Origin of the sequence: Caenispirillum salinarum (genome assembly GCF_044803115.1) — a bacterium.
Lineage (GTDB): Bacteria > Pseudomonadota > Alphaproteobacteria > Rhodospirillales > Rhodospirillaceae > Caenispirillum > Caenispirillum salinarum_A.
This window is the reverse complement of the sequence record NZ_CP085224.1, coordinates 4934094-4958564: the sequence shown is the minus strand read 5'-3', so window position 1 is coordinate 4958564 and position 24471 is coordinate 4934094. Positions and strand designations below refer to the sequence as shown.

Here is a 24471-nt window from a genome sequence, read left to right as displayed (position 1 = left end):
CGGAGGGATTTCCGCCTTTGGCCTGAAGGGGTTAGAGCGACTGCTCCACCCACTCCACCAGCTTGCTCTTGGGCAGGGCGCCGATCTTGGTGGCGGCGACCTGTCCGTCCTTGAACAGCATCAGCGTGGGAATGCCGCGCACGCCGTATTTGCTGGGGGTCATGGGGTTGTTGTCGATGTTGACCTTGGCGACGGTCAGGCGGTCCGCCATCTCGGTGGAGATTTCCTCCAGCGCCGGGGCGATCTGGCGACACGGACCGCACCATTCCGCCCAGAAGTCGACAAGGACGGGAGTCGTCGACTGCAGGACGTCGGCGTCGAACGAATCGTCGGTGACTTGCTTCATGTAAACCGTTCCTTTCGCAATCCGTGAAGCGGACCGTGAACCGCTCAAATCTCGCATGGACTCTAGGAAGCCGCCACACCCGCGTCAAGCGGGGCGGTGGCGCGGCCGGCGCCCGCCCCTAGAGATCAAGGTCGTAACGAACGAACCGCGTCAGGCGTGCCAGCTGGTCGTACAGCGCCCGGGCCTCGGCATTGTCGTGATGGGTCTGCCAGTACAGCCGGTGCCAGCCGCGCGACCGGCCCCGGCAGGCCAGCGTCTCGATCAGCCGGCGCGCCACCCCCCGCCCGCGCATGTCGGCGGCGACGAAGAGGTCTTCAAGATAGCACACCGGCCGGTCGGTCCAGGTGCCCTCGTGCAGGACGGTGACGGCAAACCCCACCACCCGCTCTCCGCCCGGCGCGACGGCCACCAGGCAGTCCACCGGCGAGGCGGGGTCCAGGACGCGCGCCCAGGTGTGGGCCGTCACCCGTTCCGGCACCTCGGCATCGTAAAACCGCACGTAGTCGCGCCAGAGCGTCCGCCATCCCGGTTCGTCGAAGGGCTCGGCGTCGCGGACCTGGATCAGCGGGTCCGGCCGGACGGCCCTGGGGGAGGCGGAAGCGGTGGCGCGGCGGGTCATCTCGCCATGTCCTCGATCAGGTCATCCAGGCGGCCGGCGGGCAGTTCCATCAGGCGCGGTCCGTCCGTCCACAACAGAGCACACCGCACCGGCCGTCCCGGGTACAGGTCCGCTAAGGCCCCGCGATAGGCGGCCATCTGCCGCAGGTAGCCTTCCGAGACGTCGTCGACCTTTTGCGGCGGCGGGCGGTTGGTCTTGTAGTCGACCACCAGCACCTCGTCTTCGGTGACCACCAGCCGGTCCACCTGGCCGGAGACCACATGCCGGCCCACCAGCCCGACCACGGGCACCTCGGCGCGGGAGCCGGGGCCGAACAGGGCGGCGAAAGCCGGTTCGGCGATGACGGCCAGCGTTTCGGCGGCGATCTGCTCCTGCTCCCCGGGCGGGAGCTGCCATGCCGGGCGGGCGAGGTAGCGTCGCGCCGCCTCCGCCCGCGCCGCGCCGTCCGGAATATCCGGCAGGCTTTGCAGCAGGCGGTGGATCAGGCGGCCGCGCTGGAAGCGCACGCGCTCGGCCGTCGCGTCCTGCCCGACCGGCGAGCGCACCGGCGGGTCCTCCACCGTCGGGGCCGACGGCGTGAGCGGGCGCGGCGGGCGCGGCTCGGCCTCAGGCGCCCGGCGCAGCCAGGCGGGCGGTTCGCGGTGGTGGTCGATTTCCTCGCGGGCCTCGCGGGCGCGGTCGGGATCGGCCTTCTGGTCGGAGGTCAGGCGCAGCACCTCCGCCCCCTCGGTCTCGCCCTCGGCCTCAAGGAACGGGTCCTCGGCGGTGGCGGCCAGCGGCTCCAGGGCAGCGCGGATCAGGTCGTACCAGCAGCCGTCGGGGCGGCTCTTGCGGGTTTCCCAGCCGCAGACGATCAGCCGGTCCTCGGCGCGCGTCATGGCGACGTAAAGGAGGCGGCGGTACTCCCGCTCGCGCGCGGCCTTGGCGGCGTCCTTCAGTTCCTGGCAGACGGCGTCGGTGTGGTCGGCGCCCGGCGGCCAGAGCATGAGCCGGTCCTCGCCGTCGCCGTGCCACAGCAGCGTCGGGCCCACGGTGGGCATCTGCATGGTGTCGGGCAGGAAGACCACCGGCGCCTGAAGGCCCTTGGAGCCGTGCACGGTCATCACCCGCACGGCATCGCGGTCGCCGCTTTCCAGGTCGCGCTTGATCTCGGTGGCGCCCGTCTCGAACCAGTGCAGGAAGCCTTGCAGGCTGGGGGCGTGGCCGCGCTCGTAGGCGAGCGTCATGGACAGGAACTCGTCGATGGGGTCCTCGGCCTCCCATCCCAGGCGCGACAGCAGCCGCCGCCGGCCCTGGAGCGGGCCGGACAGCACATGGGCATAGAGTTCATGCGGCCGCAGGAAGTCGGCCCGGCCCAGCAGGTCCGACAGCACGGCATGGGCCTCGCCGAAGGCATCCGCCCGCCCCTGGCGCTTGGCCAGCGCGTCCCACAGGCTCAGGCGCCCGCGATTGTGGGCGAGGTCGAACAGGTCGTCCTCGGTCAGGCCGATAAGCGGGCTTTTCAGCACGCAGGCGAGCGTCAGGTCGTCTTCCGGCAGCAGCAGGAACTGACCCAGCGCCATCAGGTCCATGACCGCCATCTGCTCGGTCAGCACCATGCGGTCGACGCCGGCCACCTCCACGTCCAGTTCCTTCAAGGCGCGGACGAGGTCTTCGACGAACGGCCCGCGCCGGCGGACCAGCACCATGATGTCGCCGGGGCGGATGGGGCGGTTCGCGCTCTCCAGCCGTTCCTTGTCCGTGACCATGCGGTGGATGCGCTTCGCCACCAGCCGTGCGAGGCGGGTCTGCGCGGAGTCGGCGCGCAGGCGCTCCACCGGCGGCTTCCAGGGGTCCGGCTCCTCGGCGGCGGCGGGCACGACGGGCGGCCACACCTCCACCAGCCCCGCCTGCCCCCGGCGGAAGGGGATGTGGCGGACGTTCTCGCCGGGCAGCACGACGCCGTCCTGCGCCGCGGACCCCGTGGTGCTGAACACGGCGTCCACGGCCTCCAGCACCGCCGGGGTGGAGCGGAAGGAGAATTCCAGCGGCACTTCGTCCCATGTGGCGCCCGAGGCGGGGACATGATCGGCGAACAGCCCGCGCATGGCCTCGAAGGCATCGGGATCGGCACCCTGGAAGCTGTAGATGGACTGCTTGCGGTCGCCGACGGCGAAGACGGTGCGCGTGGTCTCGTCCCGCGCGCCGGCGCCGGCGAAGAACTCCCTGGTGATGCCGCGCACAACGGCCCACTGGTCGGGGTTGGTGTCCTGCGCCTCGTCGATCAGCAGGTGGTCGAGGCCCGCGTCCAGCTTGAACAGCACCCAGGCGGCCTGTCCCTCGGTCTCCAGCAGGCGGCGGGCGGTCTGGATCAGGTCGTCGTAGTCCATGCGCGCCCGCGCCCGCTTCCAGCCCTCGTACCGGCCGAGAACGGCGTCGGCGATGCGCAGAAGCGCGGTGGTGGCGGCGGCGACGGTGGCGGACTTCATTTGCGCGCAAAGGGCGCACAGGCGCTCCGCCTCCTTCAGCAGAAGGTCTTCCGCGAGCGGCTGGGCGGTCAGCACCTTCTTGGTCGCCAGCGTCTTGCGCGGCTCGTCCTTGCTGGTCAGGAAGGCCGCCTTGTAGGCGTCGAACAGCGCCAGCCGCGCCGGGCCTTCCGTGGCGTTGAGGAAGGCCGCCAGCGCATCCCCCTTCTCCACGTCCTTGGCGCTGCCGCCGGCAAACGCCGTGCAGCACAGCCGCAGGCCGTCGGTGTCCAGCGCCGCGTCGGCGCAGGCGGCCTCCAGCAGGGTCGAGGGCCGCGCGCCCACGGGCACCTCCAGCAGGCCGCAGATGGCGGCGACGGCGCCGTCCAGCCCGCCGTGGGCATCGAGCATGCGGCGGATGCGCCCGCGTTGGGAGGACAAGGCCACCAGCAGCTCGGGAAACTTCACCTCATGCACCAGGGCGGTGATGGTCGAGAGCGCGTCGGCCAGTTCGGGGTCGGTGCCGGAACGCGCGCGGGACAGCACGTCGTCGCGCGCCTCCGCCATGGCCTCGGCGGCGTCGCGGTCGTCCATGACCTCGAAATGCGGCGCGATGCCGGCTTCCAGAGGGAAGCGGCGGAGCAATGCCTGGCAGAAGCTGTGGATGGTCTGGATCTTCATGCCGCCGGGCACGTCCAGCACGCGCGCGAACAGCCGGCGGGCGAGCGCCACCTGAGCCTCGGTCGGCGCCGTGCCCAGCAGTTTGTCCAGCGTCCTGAACAGGTCCGCGTCGGGCAGGGTGGACCACACCGCCAGCTTGTCGGCCAGCCGGTTGGACATCTCCGCCGCCGCCGCCTTGGTGAAGGTCAGGCACAGGATCTTCTCCGGTGGCGTGCCCGCCAGCAGCAGCGTCAGCACCCGGTCGGTGAGCACCTTGGTTTTGCCCGTGCCGGCGGATGCGCCCACCCACACGCTGGCATCGGCGCGGGCGGCGCGGCGCTGGGGGACTTCCGGGTTGAAGGCCGGGGGATTGGCGTCGTGGTGGGTCATGCGCCGTCCTCCCCGCCCGCGCTCCATTCCTTCACGCGGGCGAGATGCAGGTAGTCGGAATATTGCGGGGCGTGCTCGGGGTGCGGCCGCGCCTCGTAGGGGGTGGCGGGGTCGTCGAACACGCGGATCAGGCCCTCCAGCCCCTCCAGGGCCTCGGCGGCGAGCGCGTCGGGGGCGGAGTCCTTGTGCGCCGATCGTTCCTCGCCGCCCGCGTCGCCGCCCTTCAGCCGCCAGTACAGAAGCTCCGACACCGCCTTGCCGGCGGCGATGCCGGGGAAGCCGCCGGCTTGCGCGATGACGGCCTCAAGCGGAAGCTGCGGGGCGTAGCCGGCGGCGACCTCCTTGGCCGAGGGCGGGGCGCCGGTCTTGTAGTCCAGGATCGCCAGCGAGCCGTCGCGCAGAAGGTCGATGCGGTCGGCCTTGGCGCGCAGGGTGAAGGGGCCGGCGGGGCCCTGCAATTCCGTCTGGCCCGAGACCTCCACATGCATTTCCTGCACGCGCGGGCGGCGGGCGGCCTCCTGCTTGACGAACCAGGCGGCGATGCGCTCGAAGCGCGGCCACCAGAATGCCCAGACGCCGGGCTGCGCCAGGTGTTCCTTGAATACCTCCTGCCCGATCTCGATGAGGCGCGAATACGGGTCCGCCGGCAGATCGTCGGGGTGGGCGCGGACGAACTGCTCCAGCGCGTCGTGCACCAATGAGCCGTAATCCGCCGCGCCGGGGTCGGCGTCCAGCGGGTCGAGTGCCCGCAAGCCCAGCACATGCTTGGCGTAGATGCCGTAGGGGTCGCGCATCCAGGTCTCGATTTCCGTCACCGACAGCCGGCGCGGGCGGGCTTTCACCGGCGGCTTGGGGGCCGGGCGCGGGGCGGCGGCGATGGCGTCGGGCCGGTCCAGCGTCTCCGCCCAGTCGAGCCAGTGCAGCGGCGCCATGCGCCAGGGGCTGGGGCCGTCGCCCGCGTGCAGGCCGCCGGCGCGCAGCACCGTCTCGATGCGCAACAGCCAGCGCGACGGCACCGTCGGTGCGCCCTCCACCCGGTCGGCGCGGGTGACGACGACACGCGGGGCGCAGAAGGCCTGTGCGAAATCGTGCGACGACAGGCCGATGCGCCGCTCCGGCCGGGGCAGGCCGAACTTGTCCCGCATGGGGCGGCTCATCCAGGGGTCGTGGCCGGGGTCCTGCGGCCATGTGCCCTCGTTCAGGCCCGCCAGGATGACAAGATCGGCCTGGATCAGGCGCGCCTCGATGGGGCCGAGAATCGACAGGCGCGGGTGAAGGTTGTAGTCGGGCCGCACCTGCTTGCCGGACATGAGCGCATCCAGCAGCGCCGGCCAGGTGCGGGGGCTGAGGGGCGGCAGGATGGCGCCGTGGTTCGCCAGGTCGACGGCCAGGTTTGCCGCCGCCTCGCCGGCCGGACCCAGCCACAGGCGCGAGGGGCCGGCGTGTTCGTCGGTGGCGGCGAGCGCCTCGGCCGCGCGCATGTGGGCGTCGGCGAGATCCGGCACGGTCGCCTCGTCGCGCGCCATGACGGCCATCAGCGGTTCCAGCATGGCCCCGATGCCGTCCAGCCAGGGGATCAGCGCCAGCGCCTGTTCCCTGGTGCGGCCGTTGCGCTCCTCCCGCGCGTGGCGGCGCAGGGCATTGTGAAGGCCCGTGATGCCGCGATCGGGGCGCGGGCCGCGCAGGGCGAGCCGTTCCAGCCAGCGCACCTTGTCGCGGAAGGTGCGCAGGGCTTCCCCGCCGCCCGCCAGCGGGTGCTTGAGCAGCGCCAGCAGCGGCAGCGGCGCCAGGTCGGCCGCCACGGCATCGCCCAGCAGCCGCAGGAACACCCCCGGCGGCGTGCCGGAAAGGGGGCGGCCGGCGGAATCGTCCATCTCCACGCCCCAGCGCTTTAGCTCGGCGGCGACGCGGCGGCCGACGTCGCGGTCCGGTGTGACCAGCATGACCGTGCGGCCGGGGCTTTCCAATGCATCGCGCATCATGAGCGCGATGGCCGTCGCCTCCTCCCGCTGTGTCGGGCAGTCCAATCGCTCCACGCCCTCCATGGCGGCGGGATCGAGGGGCGGCATGGCGCGCCAGGCATCGGTGGTGCGGGCGGGGCGCATGGCTTCCGAGATCAGGCGCATGCGGTCCGCATGAATGGTCGCGCGGCCGTCGGAGCGCGCGGTGTCGTCGGAGCCGATGGCGGGAAACCACTCTGGCACGTCGGCCCGCGTCAGGCCGAAGGTGTCCAGCAGGCCCTTCATGCCGTACTGCGGGTGGCTCTGCTCCAGTTCGGCCCAGGCGTCGTCGTCGATCAGCGTGTCCAGCCCCGGCAGCACCACGCGCCCGCGCGGCATCTCGGCCACCGCCTTCAGCAGCCCGGCGGCGGCGGGGACGGAGCCCGTGGAGCCCGCCGCGATCACCCAGCCCTTGGGCGGCGCGGCGGCCCAGGCGGCGGTCTGCGCCTCCAGCAGGCGGTTGCGGTGCTCCACCACGTCCAGCCGGCCCTGGTCCTCAAGGTATCCGGGCCAGGCGTCCGTCAGGATGGTCAGAAAGCGCAGCGTGATCTGCCAGTGTTCGGCGTAGTCGTCGGGGACGAGGCCGTGGAGCCCGTCGAAGCTGACCTGTTCGGTCTGCACCTGATCCAGCAGCCGCCCCAGTTCCACGGCCAGCCGCGCGGCCTGCTCGGGCGGGGTCTTTTCCTTCGTCCCCGCCAGCGGCATGGCCATGACGAGGCGGGTGAGCGCCAGCAGCCGGTGCATGGGCTCGATGGCCGGGGGCAGGTCCAGTTCGGCGGCCAGCCCGTCGCCCTGGAAGCCGGCGAACAGGGTTTCGTCCTCGTCCAGATCGCCGAAGGCCATGAGGCGCGGCAGCAGCATGGGCCGCCCCCCGGCCCGACGCAGGAAGGACTCGCGCAAGCTGCGGCAGGCGCGGCGCGTCGGCAGCAGGATGATGCCTTCCGACAGCGCCAGCGGATCTCCGCCCGTCTCCTCCAGGATGCCGGCGGCGAGCACGTCCAGGAAGGGGCGGTGCGGGCTGATGGTGAGGACGGACGTCACCGAGGCTCCCCCGAAAAAAGACAACGCGATCCGCAGTCTACTGATCGCTGGCCGTGCTGTCTTCCCCCAGCAACAGTTGCCGCTCTGTATCCTCGATCGCCTGGGGCGTGCCGACGTGATACCACTCGCCGTCGTGGGACAGGCCGAACAGGCGCCCGGACTCGATGGCGCGGTTGAACAGCACGTTCAGCGAGAAAGCCCCCGCCGGCGCGCCGTCGAACAGCCGGGGATGCACCAGCATGACGCCGGAATAGATGTAGGGCGCGACCTCGTTCTCTTCACGGCGGCGGATGCGGCCCTCGATGTCCATGAAGAAGTCGCCGAGCCCGTCGTAGCCATGGGCGGTGACGGAGCGCGCCAGCAGCAGCAGCGCATCCATGCGCCCTGCATCCCAGGCGTCGACCAGGTTTAGCAGCGCCGGCCGCACGCCGTTCAGGACGATGCAGTCGGAGTTCAGCACGAAGAACGGGTCATCGCCCAGCAGCGGCAGCGCCTTGACGATGCCGCCGCCGGTTTCCAGCAACTCGCCGCTCTCGTCGGAGAGGGTGATGGCCGGCTGGGTGCGGCCCTCGAGGTGGGCCCGGACCTGGTCGGCGAAGTGGTGGACGTTGACCACCGCCGCCGGCACGCCCGCCTCGGCCACCCGGTCAAGCGCGCGGTCGAGCAGTGTCCGTCCGCCGACGCTGACCAAGCACTTGGGCGTGTGCTCGGTGATGGGCCGCATGCGGGTGCCGAGCCCCGCCGCGAGAACCATGGCCTTGGCGGGAACGGCGGGACGTGCGTCGGTCACGGACATGCGGGCGCGATCCTCTTTTCCGGCGGCAGGTGGGTGTCGAGCCAGGCCCGCACGGGGGCGAGCGCCGGCTCGCGGTCCAGCGCGCGGTGCAGCAGGCCCCAGACGCGCGGAATGTGGCGCAGGTATTGCGGCTTGCCGTCGCGGACGCAGAGCCGAGTGAAGATGCCGATCACCTTGGCATGCCGCTGCGCGCCCAGCACGGTGAAGGCGGTGCGGAAGGAGGCCGCATCCACATGCGGAAAGGCCGACAGGTAGCGCTCCACCATGCGCTCGGCCATGCCCGCGTCAATGTCGCGCCGGGCGTCCTCCACCAGCGACACGACATCGTAGGCGGCCGGGCCGATGACGGCGTCCTGGAAGTCCAGCAGGCCGCAGGCGGCGATGCCCTCGCGCTCGGGCAGCAGCAGCAGGTTGTCCACGTGGTAGTCCCGCAGCACCAGAACCAGGTCCTGCGGATCGGCAAACGCCTCCTGAAGCGCATCCCGCCACGCGGCCAGATAGGCGGCGCGGGCGGTGAAATCCGGCTCCAGCCCGACCGCCGGCATGAACCAGTCGGTGAGCAGCGCGGCTTCGGTCAGCAGCTTGTCCAGGTCGTAGCGCGGCACGTCGGCGGGCGGCGCGACCTTGTGCAGGGCCGCCAGCGCATCCACGGCGAGCGCGTACAGGTCTTCCTCCGGCGGCTCGCCCTTCGCCAGCAGCCGGGTGTAGGTGTCGTCGCCCAGGTCTTCGATCAGCAGCAGGCCGGCGCCGTCGTCCTCCCCCAGGATGCGCGGGGCGGAAAAGCCGTGGCCCGCCAGGAACCGCGCGATGCGGACGAAGGGGCGGATATCCTCCTGCGGCGGCGGCGCGTCCATCAGCACCTCCACCCCGTGGTCGGGCGTGGCGACGCGATAGTACTTGCGGAAGGAGGCATCGCCGGCCAACAGCGTGATGGCGGCGCCTCCCCGGCCCAGGCGGTTCAGGAACTCCGCCACCAGGGGCGCGCGGTCGGGGGGCAGCGTGTCAGGCATTCTTGGCGGCATCCAGCAGGTGCGGCGGGCCGGAAAGCACGGCGGTGCGACCGCCGGCCTCGGAGGAAATGGTCAGCGTCAGGTCCAGGCGTCCGCGCGGCAGGTATCCGCCCAGGCGGTCGGGCCATTCGATCAGGCAGATGCCGTCCGAGAAGGCGTCTTCCAGGTCCAGTTCCAGGGCGTCGTCGGGCGCCTCAAGGCGGTAGAGGTCGAAGTGCCAGACCAGGGCGTCCGTCTCCGGGTCGTCGTAGGTCTGCACCAGGGTGAAGGTGGGCGACGGCACCTCTTCCGTCGGGTCCTGGAGCCGGGCGCGGACGAAGGCGCGGGCCAGCGCCGTCTTCCCGGCGCCCAGGTCGCCGCGCAGGGCAATGACGTCGCCAGGGTGCGCGGCGGCGGCCAGCGCCTCGGCCAGCCGCGCGGTGGCGGCCTCGTCGGGCAGGATCAGGGACAGGGCGGGGCCGGCGTCATCAGTCATGGTCCCCCGTTTTAGTCCCGTCGACGGAGGGGTGCAACGGCCGTTTCCGCGCCGCCGGGGCTTGATATTCCCCGCGCCAGCGGCCATTGTCGGCCCCGACCGAACCCCTTACAGAATTGCTTCAGGCATCCCGCTCATGCAGACGACCTTCGAGACCGATGCGATCGTGATCGGCGCCGGGCCCGTGGGCCTGTTCACCGTGTTCCAGTGCGGCATGGTCCGCATCGGATGCCATGTGGTGGACGTGCTCGACGAGATCGGCGGGCAGTGCACCGCGCTCTACCCGGAAAAGCCCATCTTCGACGTCCCCGGCTTCCCCCGCGTGGAGGCCGGCAAGCTGATCGAGCTGCTGCACGAGCAGGCCGAGCCCTTCAAGCCCGTCTTCCACCTGGGCCAGCAGGTGGTCGGGCTGGAGCGCCTGGATGCAGAGGGCAAGTGGCGCGCGATCACGTCGAAGGGCACCGTCATCGAGGCCCCGGTGGTCATCATCGCCGCCGGCGTCGGCGCCTTCGGCCCCAACCGCCCGCCCATGGAAGGGCTGGAGCAGTACGAGGGCACGTCCGTCTTTTACATGGTCGGCAAGCGCGAGAGCTTCCGCGACAAGCACATCGTCATCGCCGGTGGTGGGGATTCCGCCGTGGACTGGGCGATCTCGCTGTCCGAGGTGGCGGCGAGCGTGAAGGTGGTCCACCGCCGGGCCAAGTTCCGCTGCGCGCCCGACAGCTTCGACAAGCTGAAGGCGCTGGACGGCGCCGGCACGGTGGAACTGGTCACACCCTATCAGCTCGACCGGCTGGAGGGCGACGGCACCGCCCTGTCGGCGGTCATCGTCCGCGACCTGGACGGCAACGAACGCCGGCTTGAGGCCGACACCCTGCTGCCCTTCTTCGGCCTGTCCACCAACCTGGGGCCGATCGCGGAATGGGGGCTGGAGATGGGTGCGAAGAACACCATCGCCATCGACCAGACCACATCGGAGACCAACCAGAAGGGCATTTTCGCGGTCGGCGACATCGCCAGCTATCCGCACAAGCTGAAGCTGATCCTCACCGGCTTCGCGGAAGCCGCCCAGGCCGCCCATGCCGCTTTCGGCTACGTCCACCCCGGCGAGGCCCTGCACTTCGAACACTCCACCACCACCGGCGTGCCGGCGGGGGAGTGAGGCCGAGCAAGGGGGGCGCCGTGGCCGGACTGTTCACCATCGGCTACGAGGGCGCCTCCATGGACGCGGTCCGGGATGAGCTGGGGCGTGCCGGCGTGACGCTGGTGGTCGACGTGCGCGACCATCCGTGGTCCCGCCGGCCCGAGTTCTGCCGTCGCCGCCTGGAAGAGGCGCTGGCGGCCCGCGGCATCGCCTATTGCCACGACAAGGCGCTCGGCAATCCCAAGGCCGGGCGCGAGGCCGCCAACGCCGGCGACATGCAAGCCTATCGGGCGGTCATGGCCGCACGCCTGGCTTTGGCCACCGGCGCTGCGGCTGTCGCGCGCATTGCCGAAGATTGCGCGCATCGCGGTATCGCCCTGTTATGCATAGAACGCAACCCCGATATGTGCCACCGGAGCATCGTGGCCGATGCGGCGCAGGCGATAGGCGCGCCGATCCCTTGTCATCTGCGGCCCGGCGCACAACTGAACCTGCTGTGAAAGCGTTCTCCCCTCTGGTTTGGTTTCTCACTGGAAAAATTCCAGGGTACTGGACATCCATGAATTTTGTATGGTTATCCTTAAGCCAGCCGTGAGGGTCGGCGGCTTCGCCCGGCCCGACCTCGCGAGACCCAGCCGTGCCGGCGCGAAGGGGCGCCGTTCGGCCATAAGACAGGAGGGCCCCGAATGTTCAAGACGTCCATGCTCGCCGCCGCCGCCGCGCTGCCGCTTCTTGCTGTTGCCGCCACCGGCGCGCAGGCGCAGATCGACGACAAGGCGCTGATGGAACAGGCCAACAGCCTGTTCAAGCCCATTCCCCGCACCATCCCCGCCGTGCAGGACAACGCGGTGACCGGCGAGAAGATCGACCTGGGCCGCATGCTGTTCCACGATCCGCGCCTGTCGGCCAGCCAGGTGCTGTCGTGCAACACCTGCCACAACCTGGCCATGGGCGGCGACGACAACCTGGAGACCTCCATCGGCCACGGCTGGCAGGCGGGTCCGCGCAACTCGCCGACCGTCTACAACGCCGTGCTGAACGCCGCGCAGTTCTGGGACGGCCGCGCCGCCGACCTGAAGGAGCAGGCCAAGGGCCCGATCCAGGCGGGTGTCGAGATGAACAACAAGCCCGATGTGGTGGTCGAGACGCTCAAGTCCATGCCCGAGTACGTGGACCACTTCAAGCGCGCCTTCGCCAACGAGAGCGATCCGGTGACCTTCGACAACGTGGCCCGCGCCATCGAGGCGTTCGAGGCAACGCTCATCACGCCGGCCTCGCCCTTCGACCAGTACCTGGAGGGCAACCCCAACGCGCTGAACGAGCAGGAAAAGCGCGGCCTGAAGACCTTCATCGACACCGGCTGCGCCTCGTGCCACGGCGGCGTCAACCTGGGCGGGCAGGACTACTACCCGTTCGGCGTGGTGGAGAAGCCGGGCGCCGACGTCCTGCCGCCGGACGACAAGGGCCGCTTCGCCGTGACCCAGACGGCAACGGACGAGTACGTGTTCCGAGCCGTGCCGCTGCGCAACGTGGCCCTGACCGAGCCCTACTTCCACTCCGGCCAGGTCTGGGACCTGCGCCAGGCGGTGGCGATCATGGGCGTGTCGCAGCTTGGCGCGGAACTGTCCGACAGCCAGGTCGACGACATCGTGGCCTTCCTGGAAGCCACCACCGGCGAGTTCCCGGAAGTCGAGGTGCCGCAGCTGCCCGACCGCACGGCGGACACCCCGTTCCCCGTCACCATGACCGCCGAGTAAGAACGGTCGCCTGAACAGTGAAAGGCCCGCGCCGGAGCGTCCGGCGCGGGCCTTTTCTTTTCCGGCGGACCGGCGCGATCAGGCGTGCCTGGCGCCGCCGCTCTTGCAGGTCTTGATGCCGAACGGCAGGTAGGCCGGGCAGATGCCGACGAAAGCGGTCAGCAGCGGCACGACGCCGATGTAGCCCCACCAGCCGACGGTGCCGGTGGCGGCCAGCGCGATCAGCACGATGCCGAGAACGGCGCGCAGGCCGCGGTCGATGGTGCCCATGTTCTTGGTCATGTTGGTAACCTCCAGCCCCAGTTGTGTCAGGTGATGGTGCGATCATGGGCCGATGCCGTTGCGGGGTCTGTGACCGAGTCACACAGCCGTATGCGTCCTTTGGCGTAGCGCCGCCCTGTACTTCTACTCCCTTGTGTTCGGTTGCGGCTGGCGTAAGCTTTTCGCAGTGACCTGCTGGAGTTGCCTTCCCGATGTCCCTGCCGGGCGCTGCCAACGCCGAGCTTCTGTCGCTCGCCTTCGCCACCAGTTCGGGCGCCATCACCATCAGCCGCCTGCGCGACGGCCTGTACCTGGAGGCCAATCAGGGCTTCGCCGAGATGTGGGGCTGGGCCGTCGGCGAGGTCCTGGGCCATACGACCTTCGAGCACGACATCTGGTACGACGCCGCCGAGCGCGACCGCTTCGTCCAGGCGCTGCAGCGCGAGGGGCGGGTGCGCAACATGCTGTGCCGCTTTCGGCGCCGCTCCGGCGAGGTGTTCCACGGCCACATGTCCGGCAGCCTGTTCGAGGCCAATGGCGAGCCGCACATCTTCGCCGTCACCCAGGATGTGGAAGACATCATCCAGGCCCGTCAGCGCGCCGAGGCCAGCGAGACGCGGCTGCGGACCCTTCTGGCCCACATTCCCCACGGCATCCGCGAAATCGACATGCGCGGCGTCATCCTGCTGGAGAACCCGGCACACGCCGACCTGTTCGGCTACGAGCCGGGCGAACTGGTGGGACGGCGGGCGCTCGACCTGCTGGCCGATCCCGATAAGGCCGCCGAGCTTCAGCAGGTGATCGACAGCTACGACCCCGCCGCCGGGCCCCGCGCCGGCGGGTACGAGGCGGACATGACGCGCAAGGACGGCTCGGTCATCCGCGTGCGGGTGGACTGGAGCATCCAGCCGCCCGTCGGACCGGGTGCCCCGCCCACTGTCATCTCGGTGCTGACCGACCTGACGCCCACGGTGCGCGCGCAGGAGGAACTGCGCCACAGCGTCGACGAACTGACGCGCTCCAACGCCGAGCTGGAGCGCTATGCCTATATCGCCGCCCACGATCTGCGCGAGCCCATCCGCACGGTGACCAGCTACGCCCAGCTGCTGCGCCGGCGGCTGACGACCGCCGGTCAGTTGACCGGCGACATGGCGGAACTGTTCGACTACCTGGAGACCGGCGCGCACCGCATGTCGGCGGTGGTCGACGATCTGCTGGCTTATTCGCGCCTGCAAAGCCGCGCCGCGCCGTTCGAGCCGGTGGACCTGGACGGCGTGATGACGACGGTCCGCAACAACCTGGCCCGCGTCATCCACGAATGCGGCGCCGAGGTGGTGTGCGAGACGCCGCTGCCGACGGTCACCGCCGATGCCGCCCAGATGGTGCAGTTGTTCCAGAACCTGGTGGCCAACGCCCTGCGCTATCAACCGGAGGCCGACAGCCACACGCCGCGGGTGGTGCTGGCGGCGCGGCGGGAGACGGCCGGCTGGGCCATCGCCGTCGCCGACAACGGCATCGGCATCGAGGCGCGGTTCTTCGACCGCATCTTCCAGCTGTTCCAGCGGCTGCACAGCCAGCGCGAATATCCCGGCACCGGCGTCGGGCTGGCCATCTGCCAGCGCGTGGCAGAGCGCCACGGCGGCGCCATCGACGTGGAGTCCGAGGTGGGCGTGGGCACCACCTTCACCGTCCACCTGCCCGACGTCCCGCCCGAGGATGCGGCGGTGGCGCAGGGGTGACGAAAAACGCCGGGCCGGCACGGCGGCCGGCCCGGCGTGTTCCGGTGGCGGTTTTCCGGCGGGACGTGCCTGAGCCTCAGTCGGTCAGGTCGTCCCACAACTCCTTGACCCGCTTGAAGAAGCCGGAGCTTTCAGGGCTCTGGTCCTTCTCGCCGCCGGCCTCGCCGAACTCTTCCAGCAATTCCTTCTGGCGCTTGGTCAGGTTCACCGGCGTCTCGACGGCGGCCTCGATGAACATGTCGCCGCGCAGCGGGCTGCGCAGGACGCTCATGCCCTTGCCCTTCAGGCGGAACTGCTGGCCGGTCTGGGTGCCGGCCGGGATGGTCACGCGCGCCTTGGTGCCGTCGATGGCCGGCACTTCGATGGCGCCGCCAAGCGCCGCCGTGGTCATGGGAATGGGCACGCGGCACATGATGTTCGCACCGTCGCGCTGGAAGATGCGGTGCGGCTTGATGGTCAGAAAGATGTACAGGTCGCCGGGCGGCGCCCCCCGCATCCCCGCCTCGCCCTCGCCGGCGAGCCGGATGCGGGTGCCGTCCTCGACGCCTGCGGGCACCGTGACCTCCAGCGTCTTTTCCTTGTGCTGGCGCCCGGTGCCGCCGCATTCGCCGCAAGGGTCCTTGATCACCTGGCCCTCGCCCCCGCAGGTGGGGCAGGTGCGTTCGATGGTGAAGAACCCCTGCTGCGCCCGCACGCGGCCGATGCCGCCGCAGGTGCCGCAGTTGCTGACCCCCGAGCCGCTCTTGGCGCCCGAGCCGTCGCAGGCCTCGCACTGCACGCCGGTCGGCACCTGGATGGTCGCCTTCTTGCCGTGGAAGGCTTCCTCCAGCGTGATGTCCATGTTGTAGCGCAGATCGTGGCCGCGCGCCGGGCCGCCGCGTCCGCGACCGCCGCCGCGCATGCCCCCGCCGAACATCTCGTCGAAGATGTCGGCGAAGCCGCCGCCGAAAGCCGAGGAGAAGTCAGAGAATCCGCCCGCACCGGCGCCCGCGCCGCCCATGCCGCCCTCGAAGGCGCCATGGCCGAAGCGGTCGTATGCGGCGCGCTTCTGGTCGTCCTTGAGGACGTCGTAGGCCTCGTTCAGTTCCTTGAAGCGGGCTTCCGCCTCGGCATCGCCCGGATTGCGGTCCGGGTGATACTTCATGGCCTGCTTGCGGTAGGCCTTCTTCAGCTCGTCGGCACCGGCGCCCTTGGAGACGCCCAGGACCTCGTAGTAATCCCGCTTGCTCATCGCCGTTCGTCAATCATTTGTGTCTGAGGCGAAAGGACGAACGGGCCGCCTCGGGAGGAGGTCGGCCCGTCCGTGGTGACGCGAAGGGTTACTTCTGGTCCTTCTTGTCGTCGACCTCCTCGAAGTCGGCGTCCACCACCGTCTCGTCGGAGGAGGAGGAGCCGCCGGCCTGGCCCTCGGCGCCCTCGGCACCGCCGGCCTCGCCCTCGGCGCCCTGCTGGGCCTTGTAGACGGCCTCGCCCAGCTTCATGGACGACTGCATCAGGGCGTTGGTCTTTTCCTTGATCTGCTCGGCGTCGCCGGAATCAAGGACGTCCTTCAGGGCCTGGATGTCCTTCTCCACCGCGTCCTTGTCGGAGGCCGAGATCTTGTCGCCGTACTCCGACAGGTTCTTCTCGGTCTGGTGGATCAGGGTGTCGGCCTGGTTGCGGGCCTCGACCGCCTCGCGGCGCTTCTTGTCGGCCTCGGCGTTGGCCTCGCCTTCCTTGACCATGCGCTCGATGTCGTCATCCGACAGGCCGCCGGACGCCTGGATGCGGATGGCCTGCTCCTTGCCGGTGGCCTTGTCCTTGGCCGACACGTTGACGATGCCGTTGGCGTCGATGTCGAAGGTGACCTCGATCTGCGGCACGCCGCGCGGGGCGGCCGGAATGCCCACCAGGTCGAACTGGCCCAGCAGCTTGTTGTCGGCCGCCATCTCGCGCTCGCCCTGGAAGACGCGGATGGTCACCGCCGTCTGGCCGTCCTCGGCGGTGGAGAACGTCTGCGACTTGCGGGTCGGGATCGTGGTGTTGCGGTCGATCAGGCGCGTGAACACGCCGCCCAGCGTCTCGATGCCGAGGGAGAGCGGGGTGACGTCCAGCAGCAGCACGTCCTTGACGTCGCCCTTCAGCACGCCGCCCTGGATGGCGGCACCCATGGCGACCACTTCATCGGGGTTGACGCCCGTGTGGGGGTCGCGGCCGAAGAAGGTCTTCACCGTCTCCTTGACCTTGGGCATGCGGGTCATGCCGCCGACCAGGATCACCTCGTCGATCTCGCTGGCCTTCATGCCGGCGTCCTTGAGCGCCTTTTCGCAGGGGCCGACGGTGCGCTTGATGAGGTCCTCGACCAGGGCTTCCAGCTTGGCGCGGGTCAGCTTGATGTTCAGGTGCTTCGGACCCGACTGGTCGGCCGTGATGAACGGCAGGTTCACCTCGGTCTGCATGGTGCTGGACAGCTCGATCTTGGCCTTCTCGGCGGCTTCCTTCAGGCGCTGCAGGGCCAGGCGGTCGCCGCGCAGGTCGATGCCCTGCTCCTTTTTGAACTCGTCGGCCAGGTAGTCGATGATCTTCTGGTCGAAATCCTCGCCGCCCAGGAAGGTGTCGCCGTTGGTGGCCTTCACCTCGAAGACGCCGTCACCGATCTCCAGGATCGACACATCGAAGGTGCCGCCGCCCAGGTCGTAGACCGCGATGGTGCCCGACTGCTTCTTGTCCAGGCCATAGGCGAGTGCGGCGGCCGTCGGCTCGTTGATGATGCGCAGCACTTCCAGGCCGGCGATCTTGCCGGCGTCCTTGGTGGCCTGGCGCTGGGAATCGTTGAAGTAGGCCGGAACGGTAATCACGGCCTGCGTGATGGTCTCGCCGGTAAAGGACTCGGCGGTTTCCTTCATCTTCTGCAGGATGAAGGCCGACACCTGGCTGGGGGCGTACTTCTCGCCCTGGGCCTCGACCCACGCATCGCCGTTGTCGCCCTCGACGATCTTGTAGGGGACGAGGTCCTTGTCCTTCTGCGCGGTCGGGTCGCTGTAGCGACGGCCGATCAGGCGCTTGATGGCGAACAGCGTGTTTTCCGGGTTCGTCACGGCCTGGCGCTTGGCGGGCTGGCCGACCAGACGCTCACCCGATTCGGTAAAGGCAACCATCGACGGGGTGGTGCGGGCGCCTTCCGCGTTCTCGATCACGCGGGGGTCCTTGCCCTCCATCACGGCAATGCACGAGTTCGTGGTGCCGAGGTCGATGCCGATCACCTTGCTCATTGTGTCACCTCTTTCTGCGGCAGGTCTTCGCGGCCCTCGTTCCTTGGCGCCGGCGAAGCCCCCATTGGGTCCAACATAAGCGTCCCGCCCTCGATTACGCGGGGGCGGAACGCGACGTATATAGGCAAAGGCGTGCTGCCCCGCAACAGTCGGGACGCCGTCGCCGTCGCGCGAAAGTCGTCAGCGGCGCCCGCGGCTCGTGTCCGCGGGCGCCGGCGGCGCCTCTCCGGCGGCCAGCGTCGGCTCCCGCCGGACCGGCGTCCGCCGCCGCGCCGCCTGGGCCTGGCGAGCCGCCGCCTTGCGCCGGCGCAGCCGCCGGCGGCGCCACAGGCGGACGGGAATGGCGGGCGACTTGCAGCCCTCCCACACCAGCAGCCCGAGCAGCAGCCCGACGGCCACATGCACGCCGGTCGCGACCGTCAGCGGCAGGGCCGGGACGAAGGCCTCCAGCGTCGCGGCCGCGACGGCCGGGTCGAATTCGGTGGCCAGCCGGAATGGCCGCCACAGCGGATCGACGGCGGTCAGCGACTCGATTCGCGCCGTCAGGGTCGCCACCCGCCCCTCCAGGTCGGCCACCAGGTCGGCCCGCACCGCCGGCGCGGCCGCGGGCAGAAGGTCGCCGGCCCGCGCGCGCGCCAGCATCGCCTGAGCCTCGTCCAGCCGCCCGCCGAGGCGCTGGAGATAGGCGTTGGTGAACGCCTGCCCCTGCGACGCGGCGCCGGCCAGCGCACCGGCCACCACCGCGCCGCCCAGGCTGTCGAGCTTGCGCAGGAGCCAACTCATCGGGCCGCGTCTCCGGCGCCGTTCTCAAGGTCGCGCGCCACCCGGAAGCCCACCACATAGGACCACACGCCGGCGGCGTTGCGCCCGCGCGAGGCCGACGCCGCCACCCTGGGATGATAATACCAGGCCCCGCCGCGCATCACATGCGCCTTGCATTCCTCAGTGCCGCCGGGCGCGGGGGGCGTGGCCGGCATGGCGCCGGGCGTCCAGCAATCGGCTGTGAGTTCCCACAGGTTGCCGTTCATGTCGTGCAAGCCGAAGGCGTTGGGCGGATAGCTGGCGACGGGCGTGGTGCCGCCGTGCTCCACCACCGGCCCGTCGCAGTCGCGGCAGTTGGCGCGGCCGTCCTGCACGGCGTCGCCCCAGGGGTAGAGCGTGCGCGATCCGGCGCGGGCGGCGTATTCCCATTCCGCTTCCGTCGGCAGGCGGTAGGCGTGGCCGGTGCGCCGCGAAAGCCAGGCGGCGTAGGCGCGGGCGTCGTCCGCCGTCACGTTGATGACCGGCCGGTCGCCGCGCCCCCAGCCGTGGTCGTCCTGGCCGCCTTCGCAGGCCCCGGCATCGACGCAGGCCTGCCATTGGTCGAAGGTGGTTTCGGTGCGTGCGATGGCGAAGGGGGCGACGTGACGGAGGGCGCCGTCCGGCGGCGGTGCGGCATTGCGCACGCGGACATCGCCGACGGAGACGGTGCCGCCGGGCAGCGGGATCATCTGCGGACAGTCGGGGCAGTCGCGGAATGGTTCAGCGGCCAGGGCGGCGGGCGCCCCGGCCGTCAGCACCGCGAGGGCAGCAAGCAGCCGTAGCGTCACGAGGCATCCGTCGGCTGTTTGGCCGCGGTGCCTTCCACGAAGGTGAGGACGGCGCCCGTGGGCGAGCCCATGTCGTCGTGGAAGGGGCGGAACTGCGCCTGGTAGGTCACGTCGCCCGCCCGCACCGTGTCGTGGCGCGTCTCGCCCTTCTCCACCACACCGGCGAGCATGTCGCGCAGGCCCGGCAGGTCCACCTTGCATGTCACCGAGGTGATGGTCTGCCCGATGTCCGTCGGGTGCAGCTCGAAAATCCACTTGGCGGGCTGGTTGAAACGGGTCACCCGCAGGCTCCGGTCGATGGCGACCAGAGGGAAGCCGATGGAGCGCAGGATATTCTCAAGGTCGGCGTTTGCCGAAGCCAGTTCGGCGGACTTGATCTGAAGCTCCTCGTTGACCGTCGTCAGTTCCTCGTTGGTGGACTGCAGTTCCTCGTTGGAGGTTTCAAGTTCCTCGTTGGAGCTTTGCAGTTCCTCGTTCGACGCCTGAAGCTCTTCGTTCAGGGACTGGAGTTCCTCGTTGGCCGTCTCCAGCTCCTCCACCACCGTTTGCAGGTTCTCGCGCGTGGCGACCAGTTCCTGCTCCAGCTCCTGCATGCGCGGGTCGCCGTCGCCCGTGTCGGATCTGTCGCCCGCCGCGACGGTCACGGCGGGCTGCACCGGCTCGAACGAGATCATGTAAAGCTCGTCCATGGACAGGGCCAGCGGCCGCACCGAGAGGCGGACGTGGTTCTCCTCGCCGTCGCGCATGAAGCTGGAGGTCGGGCCCGACACTTCGGTGCGCTTCTGCTGCGCGCGGGAGAACAGCGAGCGCGCGTCGGCCCGCAACTCCTTGCGGACCATGGAGAAGAGGTTCAGGTCCGGCGCCCCCTGGCCGAGCTGCAGGAACCCCTGCATGTCGCCGTGAACGTGCAGGATGCGGCCGTCGCGGTCCACCAGCGCCGTCGGCGGGGCGTAGGTGGAGATCAGTGCCGCCATGGCGATGTCGTTGAGGGTCATGTCCTTTTCGCGCCGCTGACGCGAGGGTCCGCCCATCTCGGTTCCGGTGCTGCGCGGCTGGAAGCTGGTCACCTGCTCGCGCGGCTGCGTGCGGCCTTCGCCCAGGCGGCGGAACAGCTTCCACTTCTTGTTGACCGTGTGGAACCGGCTGGTCGCCGATCCCACGGTCTCGGACTTCCCCAGCAGCAGGTACTTCCCCGGGTTCAGGGCATAGTGGAAGATGTTGATGACCTTCTGCTGAAGGGCCGCATTGAAGTAGATCAGCAGGTTGCGGCAGCTGATCAGGTCGATGCGCAGGAACGGCGGGTCCTGGATCAGGTCGTGCTTGGCGAAGACGATCATGTCGCGCACGGACTTGACCACCTGGTAATACCCGCCGCGCGCCAGGAAGTAGCGCGACAGCATCTCGCGGCTCATGGTCTTGAGCGCGGCGTCGGGATAGAGCGCCTTGCGGGCCCGCGCCAGGGCGTCGGCGTCCACATCGGTGGCGAAGATCTGCACCTGGTAGTTGGCAAGCTGGTCGCCCAGTTCCTCGGCCAGCAGGATCGCGAGCGAATAGGCTTCCTCGCCGCTGGCGCAGGCGGGCACCCAGACGCGGATGGTGTCGCCGGGCTTCTTGTCGCGCACGAGGTCGGGGATCACCTTGGACAGCGCGTCATAGGCCTCCTGGTCGCGGAAGAAGCTGGTGACCGAGATCAGGATGTCGTTGCGCAGCGCCTCCAGTTCCTGGGGCACCTCGTTGATGTAGGCTACGTAGTCGTCCAGCGTCTCGGACCGGCAGGCGGCCATGCGGCGCTTGATGCGGCGCAGGATGGTGGTCTTCTTGTAGCCGGTGAAGTCCACGCCGAGGCGGTTCTTGACCATCAGCAGCAGCTTCTGGACGGCGTCGGAGTTTTCGTCCTCGGCCACCAGCTGGGCGCGCTTGGGGTTGACCAGAAGCTCCACCAGTTCGTCGCCCATGCGGTCGGGCGTCATGATGAAGTCGACGCAGCCCGTCTCCACCGCCGCGCGGGGCATGCCGGCATAGCGGGCGCTTTCCTCGTCCTGGGCCATGGTGATGCCGCCGGCGGCCTTGACCGCGCGCACGCCGTGCGCCCCGTCCGAGCCGGTGCCCGACAGGATGATGCCGATGGCGTTCTCGCCCTGGTCTTCGGCCAGGCTGGCGAAGAAATAGTCGGCCGACGGCTTGGGGCCGATGGCGGCGTGGGGCTCGCGCAGGGCCAGCGTGCCGTCCTCGATGTCCAGGTCGGTGTTGGGCGGGGTGATGTGAATGACGTTGGGCTCGACCCGCATCCCGTCGGTGATCTCCACCACCTTCAGGTCGGTCTGCCGCGCCAGAAGCTGGGCGAGCATGCTGGGGTGCTGCGGCGCCATGTGCTGGACCACCACATAGGCCATGGTGCTGTCTGCCGGCAGGTGGGTCACCAGATGACCCAGCGCCTCCAGCCCGCCGGCCGAGGCCGCGATGCCGACCACCGTCACCTTGCGGCGCCGGCCCCGCCGGGAGGTCTGCGCCTCCGCGGCCTCGGGGGCCTCGTCCGTGGTTTCGGGCACCTTGTCGTCGGGCATGCTTCAGCCTCTCCCCTCGGTCTCCTGCGAATGATGTGCCGTCCTCAGAATGCCATGGGCCGGCGGTTCGAGGGCCCGTGCTGAGGGATAGCCAGCATCCCATTCCTCCCGCACGACCGGATCATTTTCCCGATCGCGATGATCCCTGTAGATAGAAATATATCCTTCCGGCCCTTCAAGTCTAGAGAGAGCCCACACGGCCGCGCCGCGTACTAGAGGTGAAGGATCGTCGGTTGCCGCCTTCCTGACACGCGGAATCAGTTTTTGACTGTGACTGTTGCCGATCGCGATGAACACATTTCGCATAAATCGGTCGCGGCCAATGCGCTTTACCGGCGAAGCACTAAACAGGGCGCGGAAGGCCGCATCATCCAGTTCCGCCAGGTCGCCCAGGCGAGGCGCGGCCAGTTCGGCTCGCGGCTTGAAGGCATCGTGGCGTGTCGGGAGAGAGAAGCGATTCCAGGGGCATACGGCCAGGCAGTCGTCGCAGCCGTAGATGCGATTGCCCATCAGGGGGCGCAGGTGGCGCGGGATCGGCCCCTTGTTCTCGATGGACAGGTAGCTGATGCACAACCGCGCGTCGATTTCGCCGGCCGCCGTGATGGCGCCGGTGGGGCAGGCGGTGATGCAGCGGGTGCAACTGCCGCAGTGGTCGCTTTCCGCAGCGTCGGGCTCGACTTCCAGCGTGGTCAGAATCTCGCCCAGGAACAGCCACGAGCCGAAGTCGCGCGAGACCAGGTTGGTGTGCTTGCCCTGCCAGCCGAGCCCCGCCTGTTCGGCCAGCGGTTTTTCCATGACGGGCGCGGTGTCGACGAACACCTTCAGGTCGCCGCCGAACCGCGAGGCCATCCACTGGCCCAGCGTCTTCATGCGGCCCTTGATCCAGTCGTGATAGTCGCGGTTGCGGGCGTAGACCGAGATATGCCCGCGGTCGGGATGGTCCTGCAACACGCGCGGATCATGGCCCGGGCCGTAGTTGACCCCAAGGCTGACGGCCGTCACCGCCTCGGGCCAGAGGCTTTGCGGATCGCCGCGCCGCTCGGCGGTGTCGGCCATCCATCCCATGTCGGCGTGGCGGCCTTCGGCGACGTAGCGGTTCAGGTGGTCGCGGACGCGCGCGGGCAGGCTGGCGCGCGTGAAGCGCACCGCGTCGAAGCCCAACTCGTGGGCCTTGTCGGTGATGGCCTGCCGGGCATCCATGAAGCGGGTCCGTTGTCGTCCACGACTCAGGTGGGGCTCGCGGCCCTAGTCTTCCAGCGGGGAGACGTCGCCGCGCGCCTGGTCTTCCTCGAAGCGGGCGATGAAGTCGCTTAAGCGGCCGTCGCCGATGGCACCGCGCAGACCCCGCATCAGGTCCTGGTAGTATTGCAGGTTGTGGCCGGTCAGCAGCATGAGGCCCAGGATCTCGTCGCAGCGGATCAGGTGGTGCAGATAGGCGCGGGAATACTGGCGGCAGGCCGCGCAGGCGCAGTCGGCGTCCAGCGGGCGCGGGTCCTCGGCATGGCGGGCGTTGCGCAGGTTCACCGTGCCGCGCCGGGTGAAGGCCTGCGCCGTGCGCCCGGACCGCGTCGGCAGCACGCAGTCGAACATGTCGATGCCGCGCGCCACGGCGCCCACGATATCGGCGGGCTTGCCGACGCCCATCAGGTAGCGCGGCTTGTCCTCGGGCATCATGGGGCAGGTGTAATCGAGCGTCTGGAACATCAGCTCCTGCCCCTCGCCCACCGCCAGGCCGCCGACGGCGTAGCCTTCGAAGTCCATGCCGGCCAGCGCCTCGACGCTTTCCCGCCGCAGGTCCTCGTACACCGAGCCCTGCACGATGCCGAACTGGCCGTAGCCGGGGCGCGCGACGAAGGCCTTGCGCGAGCGCTCCGCCCAGCGCATGGACAGGCGCATGGACTCCGCCGCCTGCTCGTGGCTGGCGGGGTAGGGGGTGCATTCGTCGAACGCCATGGTGATGGTGGCGTCCAGCAGGTGCTGGATCTCGATGGAGCGTTCGGGCGTCAGGTGGTGCTTGGTGCCGTCGATGTGGCTCTGGAAGGTCACGCCCTCTTCCGTCATCTTGCGCAGCTTGGCCAGGCTCATGACCTGGAAGCCGCCCGAATCGGTCAGGATCGGTCCGCGCCAGTTCATGAAGTTGCGCAGGCCCCCCAGCTTCGCCACGCGCTCCGCCGTCGGGCGCAGCATCAGGTGATAGGTGTTGCCCAGGATGATCTGCGCGCCGGTCGCCCGCACCTCCTCGGGCCGCTGGGCCTTGACGGTCGCCGCCGTGCCCACCGGCATGAAGGCCGGGGTGTCGACGATGCCGTGGGCGGTATGCACGCGCCCCAGGCGGGCGGGGCCGTTGGTGGCGAGGCGCTCGTAGCGGAAGGCGTGGGTCATGGT

The 24471-nt window shown here is 69.8% G+C and carries 19 protein-coding genes; 4 read left to right on the top strand and 15 right to left on the bottom strand.

The annotated features are described in order from the left end of the window. Positions 1–31: 31 nt before the first annotated feature. The 7 genes from trxA to tsaE form a co-directional block, all read right to left on the bottom strand. Positions 32–346 carry a thioredoxin TrxA gene (trxA, locus tag LG334_RS22985; RefSeq protein WP_009540491.1) on the bottom strand — a complete coding sequence of 105 codons (315 nt, stop codon included), beginning with the start codon at positions 344–346 and terminating at the stop codon, positions 32–34. Between the two features lie 118 nt (positions 347–464). After that, positions 465–965 carry a GNAT family N-acetyltransferase gene (locus tag LG334_RS22980; protein WP_404381851.1) on the bottom strand — a complete coding sequence of 167 codons (501 nt, stop codon included), beginning with the start codon at positions 963–965 and terminating at the stop codon, positions 465–467. Then, on the bottom strand, positions 962–4459 hold the full coding sequence (addA, locus tag LG334_RS22975; RefSeq protein ID WP_404381849.1) for a double-strand break repair helicase AddA: 3498 nt from the start codon (positions 4457–4459) through the stop codon (positions 962–964). The genes LG334_RS22980 and addA overlap by 4 nt, the downstream gene beginning before the upstream one ends. Then, positions 4456–7500 carry a double-strand break repair protein AddB gene (addB, locus tag LG334_RS22970; RefSeq protein WP_404381847.1) on the bottom strand — a complete coding sequence of 1015 codons (3045 nt, stop codon included), beginning with the start codon at positions 7498–7500 and terminating at the stop codon, positions 4456–4458. The genes addA and addB overlap by 4 nt, the downstream gene beginning before the upstream one ends. A gap of 37 nt (positions 7501–7537) precedes the next feature. Beyond that, on the bottom strand, positions 7538–8296 hold the full coding sequence (locus LG334_RS22965; protein ID WP_404381845.1) for a nucleotidyltransferase family protein: 759 nt from the start codon (positions 8294–8296) through the stop codon (positions 7538–7540). Beyond that, the gene (locus LG334_RS22960; RefSeq protein WP_404381843.1) at positions 8287–9306 is read right to left on the bottom strand and encodes an aminoglycoside phosphotransferase family protein; all 1020 of its coding nucleotides are present in this window, start codon (positions 9304–9306) and stop codon (positions 8287–8289) included. Before LG334_RS22960 ends, LG334_RS22965 begins: the two co-directional genes overlap by 10 nt. Further along, positions 9299–9781 (bottom strand): tRNA (adenosine(37)-N6)-threonylcarbamoyltransferase complex ATPase subunit type 1 TsaE, encoded by a 483-nt coding sequence (tsaE, locus tag LG334_RS22955; RefSeq protein WP_404381841.1) that lies wholly within the window; start codon positions 9779–9781, stop codon positions 9299–9301. The genes LG334_RS22960 and tsaE overlap by 8 nt, the downstream gene beginning before the upstream one ends. Positions 9782–9917: 136 nt before the next feature. Here tsaE and LG334_RS22950 point away from each other — a divergent pair, with 136 nt between their 5' ends. From LG334_RS22950 to LG334_RS22940, 3 genes are all read left to right on the top strand, one after another. Further along, a complete protein-coding gene (locus tag LG334_RS22950; protein ID WP_404381839.1) occupies positions 9918–10943 on the top strand; it encodes an NAD(P)/FAD-dependent oxidoreductase in 1026 nt (341 codons plus the stop codon). A 20-nt stretch (positions 10944–10963) separates the two neighbouring features. Then, the gene (locus LG334_RS22945) at positions 10964–11425 is read left to right on the top strand and encodes a DUF488 family protein (RefSeq protein WP_404381837.1); all 462 of its coding nucleotides are present in this window, start codon (positions 10964–10966) and stop codon (positions 11423–11425) included. Positions 11426–11611: 186 nt separating this feature from the next. Then, positions 11612–12682 (top strand): cytochrome-c peroxidase, encoded by a 1071-nt coding sequence (locus tag LG334_RS22940; protein ID WP_404381835.1) that lies wholly within the window; start codon positions 11612–11614, stop codon positions 12680–12682. Positions 12683–12760: 78 nt separating this feature from the next. On the opposite strand, the gene LG334_RS22935 is transcribed toward LG334_RS22940, so the two are convergent. After that, positions 12761–12964, bottom strand: a complete 204-nt coding sequence (locus tag LG334_RS22935; RefSeq protein ID WP_404381833.1) for a DUF2892 domain-containing protein — start codon at positions 12962–12964, stop codon at positions 12761–12763. Positions 12965–13155: 191 nt separating this feature from the next. Between LG334_RS22935 and LG334_RS22930 the strand changes: the two genes are divergently transcribed. Next, entirely contained in the window at positions 13156–14682 is a 1527-nt protein-coding gene (locus tag LG334_RS22930) for a PAS domain S-box protein (RefSeq protein ID WP_404381831.1), read from the top strand. Positions 14683–14758: 76 nt separating this feature from the next. On the opposite strand, the gene dnaJ is transcribed toward LG334_RS22930, so the two are convergent. The 7 genes from dnaJ to tgt all read right to left on the bottom strand — a co-directional run bounded on the left by dnaJ (position 14759) and on the right by tgt (position 24468). Further along, positions 14759–15913 (bottom strand): molecular chaperone DnaJ, encoded by a 1155-nt coding sequence (gene dnaJ, locus LG334_RS22925; protein ID WP_404381829.1) that lies wholly within the window; start codon positions 15911–15913, stop codon positions 14759–14761. Positions 15914–16001: 88 nt separating this feature from the next. Further along, positions 16002–17933 carry a molecular chaperone DnaK gene (dnaK, locus tag LG334_RS22920; RefSeq protein WP_404381827.1) on the bottom strand — a complete coding sequence of 644 codons (1932 nt, stop codon included), beginning with the start codon at positions 17931–17933 and terminating at the stop codon, positions 16002–16004. A 180-nt stretch (positions 17934–18113) separates the two neighbouring features. After that, positions 18114–18716: a DUF2937 family protein gene (locus tag LG334_RS22915; RefSeq protein WP_404381825.1), complete on the bottom strand. Its 603-nt coding sequence runs from the start codon at positions 18714–18716 to the stop codon at positions 18114–18116. Next, positions 18713–19522: a formylglycine-generating enzyme family protein gene (locus LG334_RS22910; protein ID WP_404381823.1), complete on the bottom strand. Its 810-nt coding sequence runs from the start codon at positions 19520–19522 to the stop codon at positions 18713–18715. The genes LG334_RS22915 and LG334_RS22910 overlap by 4 nt, the downstream gene beginning before the upstream one ends. Continuing rightward, on the bottom strand, positions 19519–22086 hold the full coding sequence (locus tag LG334_RS22905; RefSeq protein WP_404381821.1) for a chemotaxis protein CheB: 2568 nt from the start codon (positions 22084–22086) through the stop codon (positions 19519–19521). Before LG334_RS22905 ends, LG334_RS22910 begins: the two co-directional genes overlap by 4 nt. A gap of 3 nt (positions 22087–22089) precedes the next feature. Continuing rightward, positions 22090–23286, bottom strand: a complete 1197-nt coding sequence (gene queG / locus LG334_RS22900) for a tRNA epoxyqueuosine(34) reductase QueG (protein WP_404381819.1) — start codon at positions 23284–23286, stop codon at positions 22090–22092. A gap of 45 nt (positions 23287–23331) precedes the next feature. Further along, complete coding sequence (gene tgt, locus LG334_RS22895) at positions 23332–24468, bottom strand: tRNA guanosine(34) transglycosylase Tgt (protein WP_404381817.1); 1137 nt, start codon at positions 24466–24468, stop codon at positions 23332–23334. Positions 24469–24471 lie beyond the last annotated feature (3 nt).

Coding starts and splice junctions, on each gene's coding strand:
- trxA (WP_009540491.1), bottom strand. CDS start 346: ATGAAGCAAGTCACCGACGATTCGTTCGACGCCGACGTCCTGCAGTCG.
- LG334_RS22980 (WP_404381851.1), bottom strand. CDS start 965: ATGACCCGCCGCGCCACCGCTTCCGCCTCCCCCAGGGCCGTCCGGCCG.
- addA (WP_404381849.1), bottom strand. CDS start 4,459: ATGACCCACCACGACGCCAATCCCCCGGCCTTCAACCCGGAAGTCCCC.
- LG334_RS22965 (WP_404381845.1), bottom strand. CDS start 8,296: ATGTCCGTGACCGACGCACGTCCCGCCGTTCCCGCCAAGGCCATGGTT.
- LG334_RS22960 (WP_404381843.1), bottom strand. CDS start 9,306: ATGCCTGACACGCTGCCCCCCGACCGCGCGCCCCTGGTGGCGGAGTTC.
- tsaE (WP_404381841.1), bottom strand. CDS start 9,781: ATGACTGATGACGCCGGCCCCGCCCTGTCCCTGATCCTGCCCGACGAG.
- LG334_RS22950 (WP_404381839.1), top strand. CDS start 9,918: ATGCAGACGACCTTCGAGACCGATGCGATCGTGATCGGCGCCGGGCCC.
- LG334_RS22940 (WP_404381835.1), top strand. CDS start 11,612: ATGTTCAAGACGTCCATGCTCGCCGCCGCCGCCGCGCTGCCGCTTCTT.
- LG334_RS22935 (WP_404381833.1), bottom strand. CDS start 12,964: ATGACCAAGAACATGGGCACCATCGACCGCGGCCTGCGCGCCGTTCTC.
- LG334_RS22930 (WP_404381831.1), top strand. CDS start 13,156: ATGTCCCTGCCGGGCGCTGCCAACGCCGAGCTTCTGTCGCTCGCCTTC.
- dnaJ (WP_404381829.1), bottom strand. CDS start 15,913: ATGAGCAAGCGGGATTACTACGAGGTCCTGGGCGTCTCCAAGGGCGCC.
- dnaK (WP_404381827.1), bottom strand. CDS start 17,933: ATGAGCAAGGTGATCGGCATCGACCTCGGCACCACGAACTCGTGCATT.
- LG334_RS22915 (WP_404381825.1), bottom strand. CDS start 18,716: ATGAGTTGGCTCCTGCGCAAGCTCGACAGCCTGGGCGGCGCGGTGGTG.
- LG334_RS22905 (WP_404381821.1), bottom strand. CDS start 22,086: ATGCCCGACGACAAGGTGCCCGAAACCACGGACGAGGCCCCCGAGGCC.
- queG (WP_404381819.1), bottom strand. CDS start 23,286: ATGGATGCCCGGCAGGCCATCACCGACAAGGCCCACGAGTTGGGCTTC.
- tgt (WP_404381817.1), bottom strand. CDS start 24,468: ATGACCCACGCCTTCCGCTACGAGCGCCTCGCCACCAACGGCCCCGCC.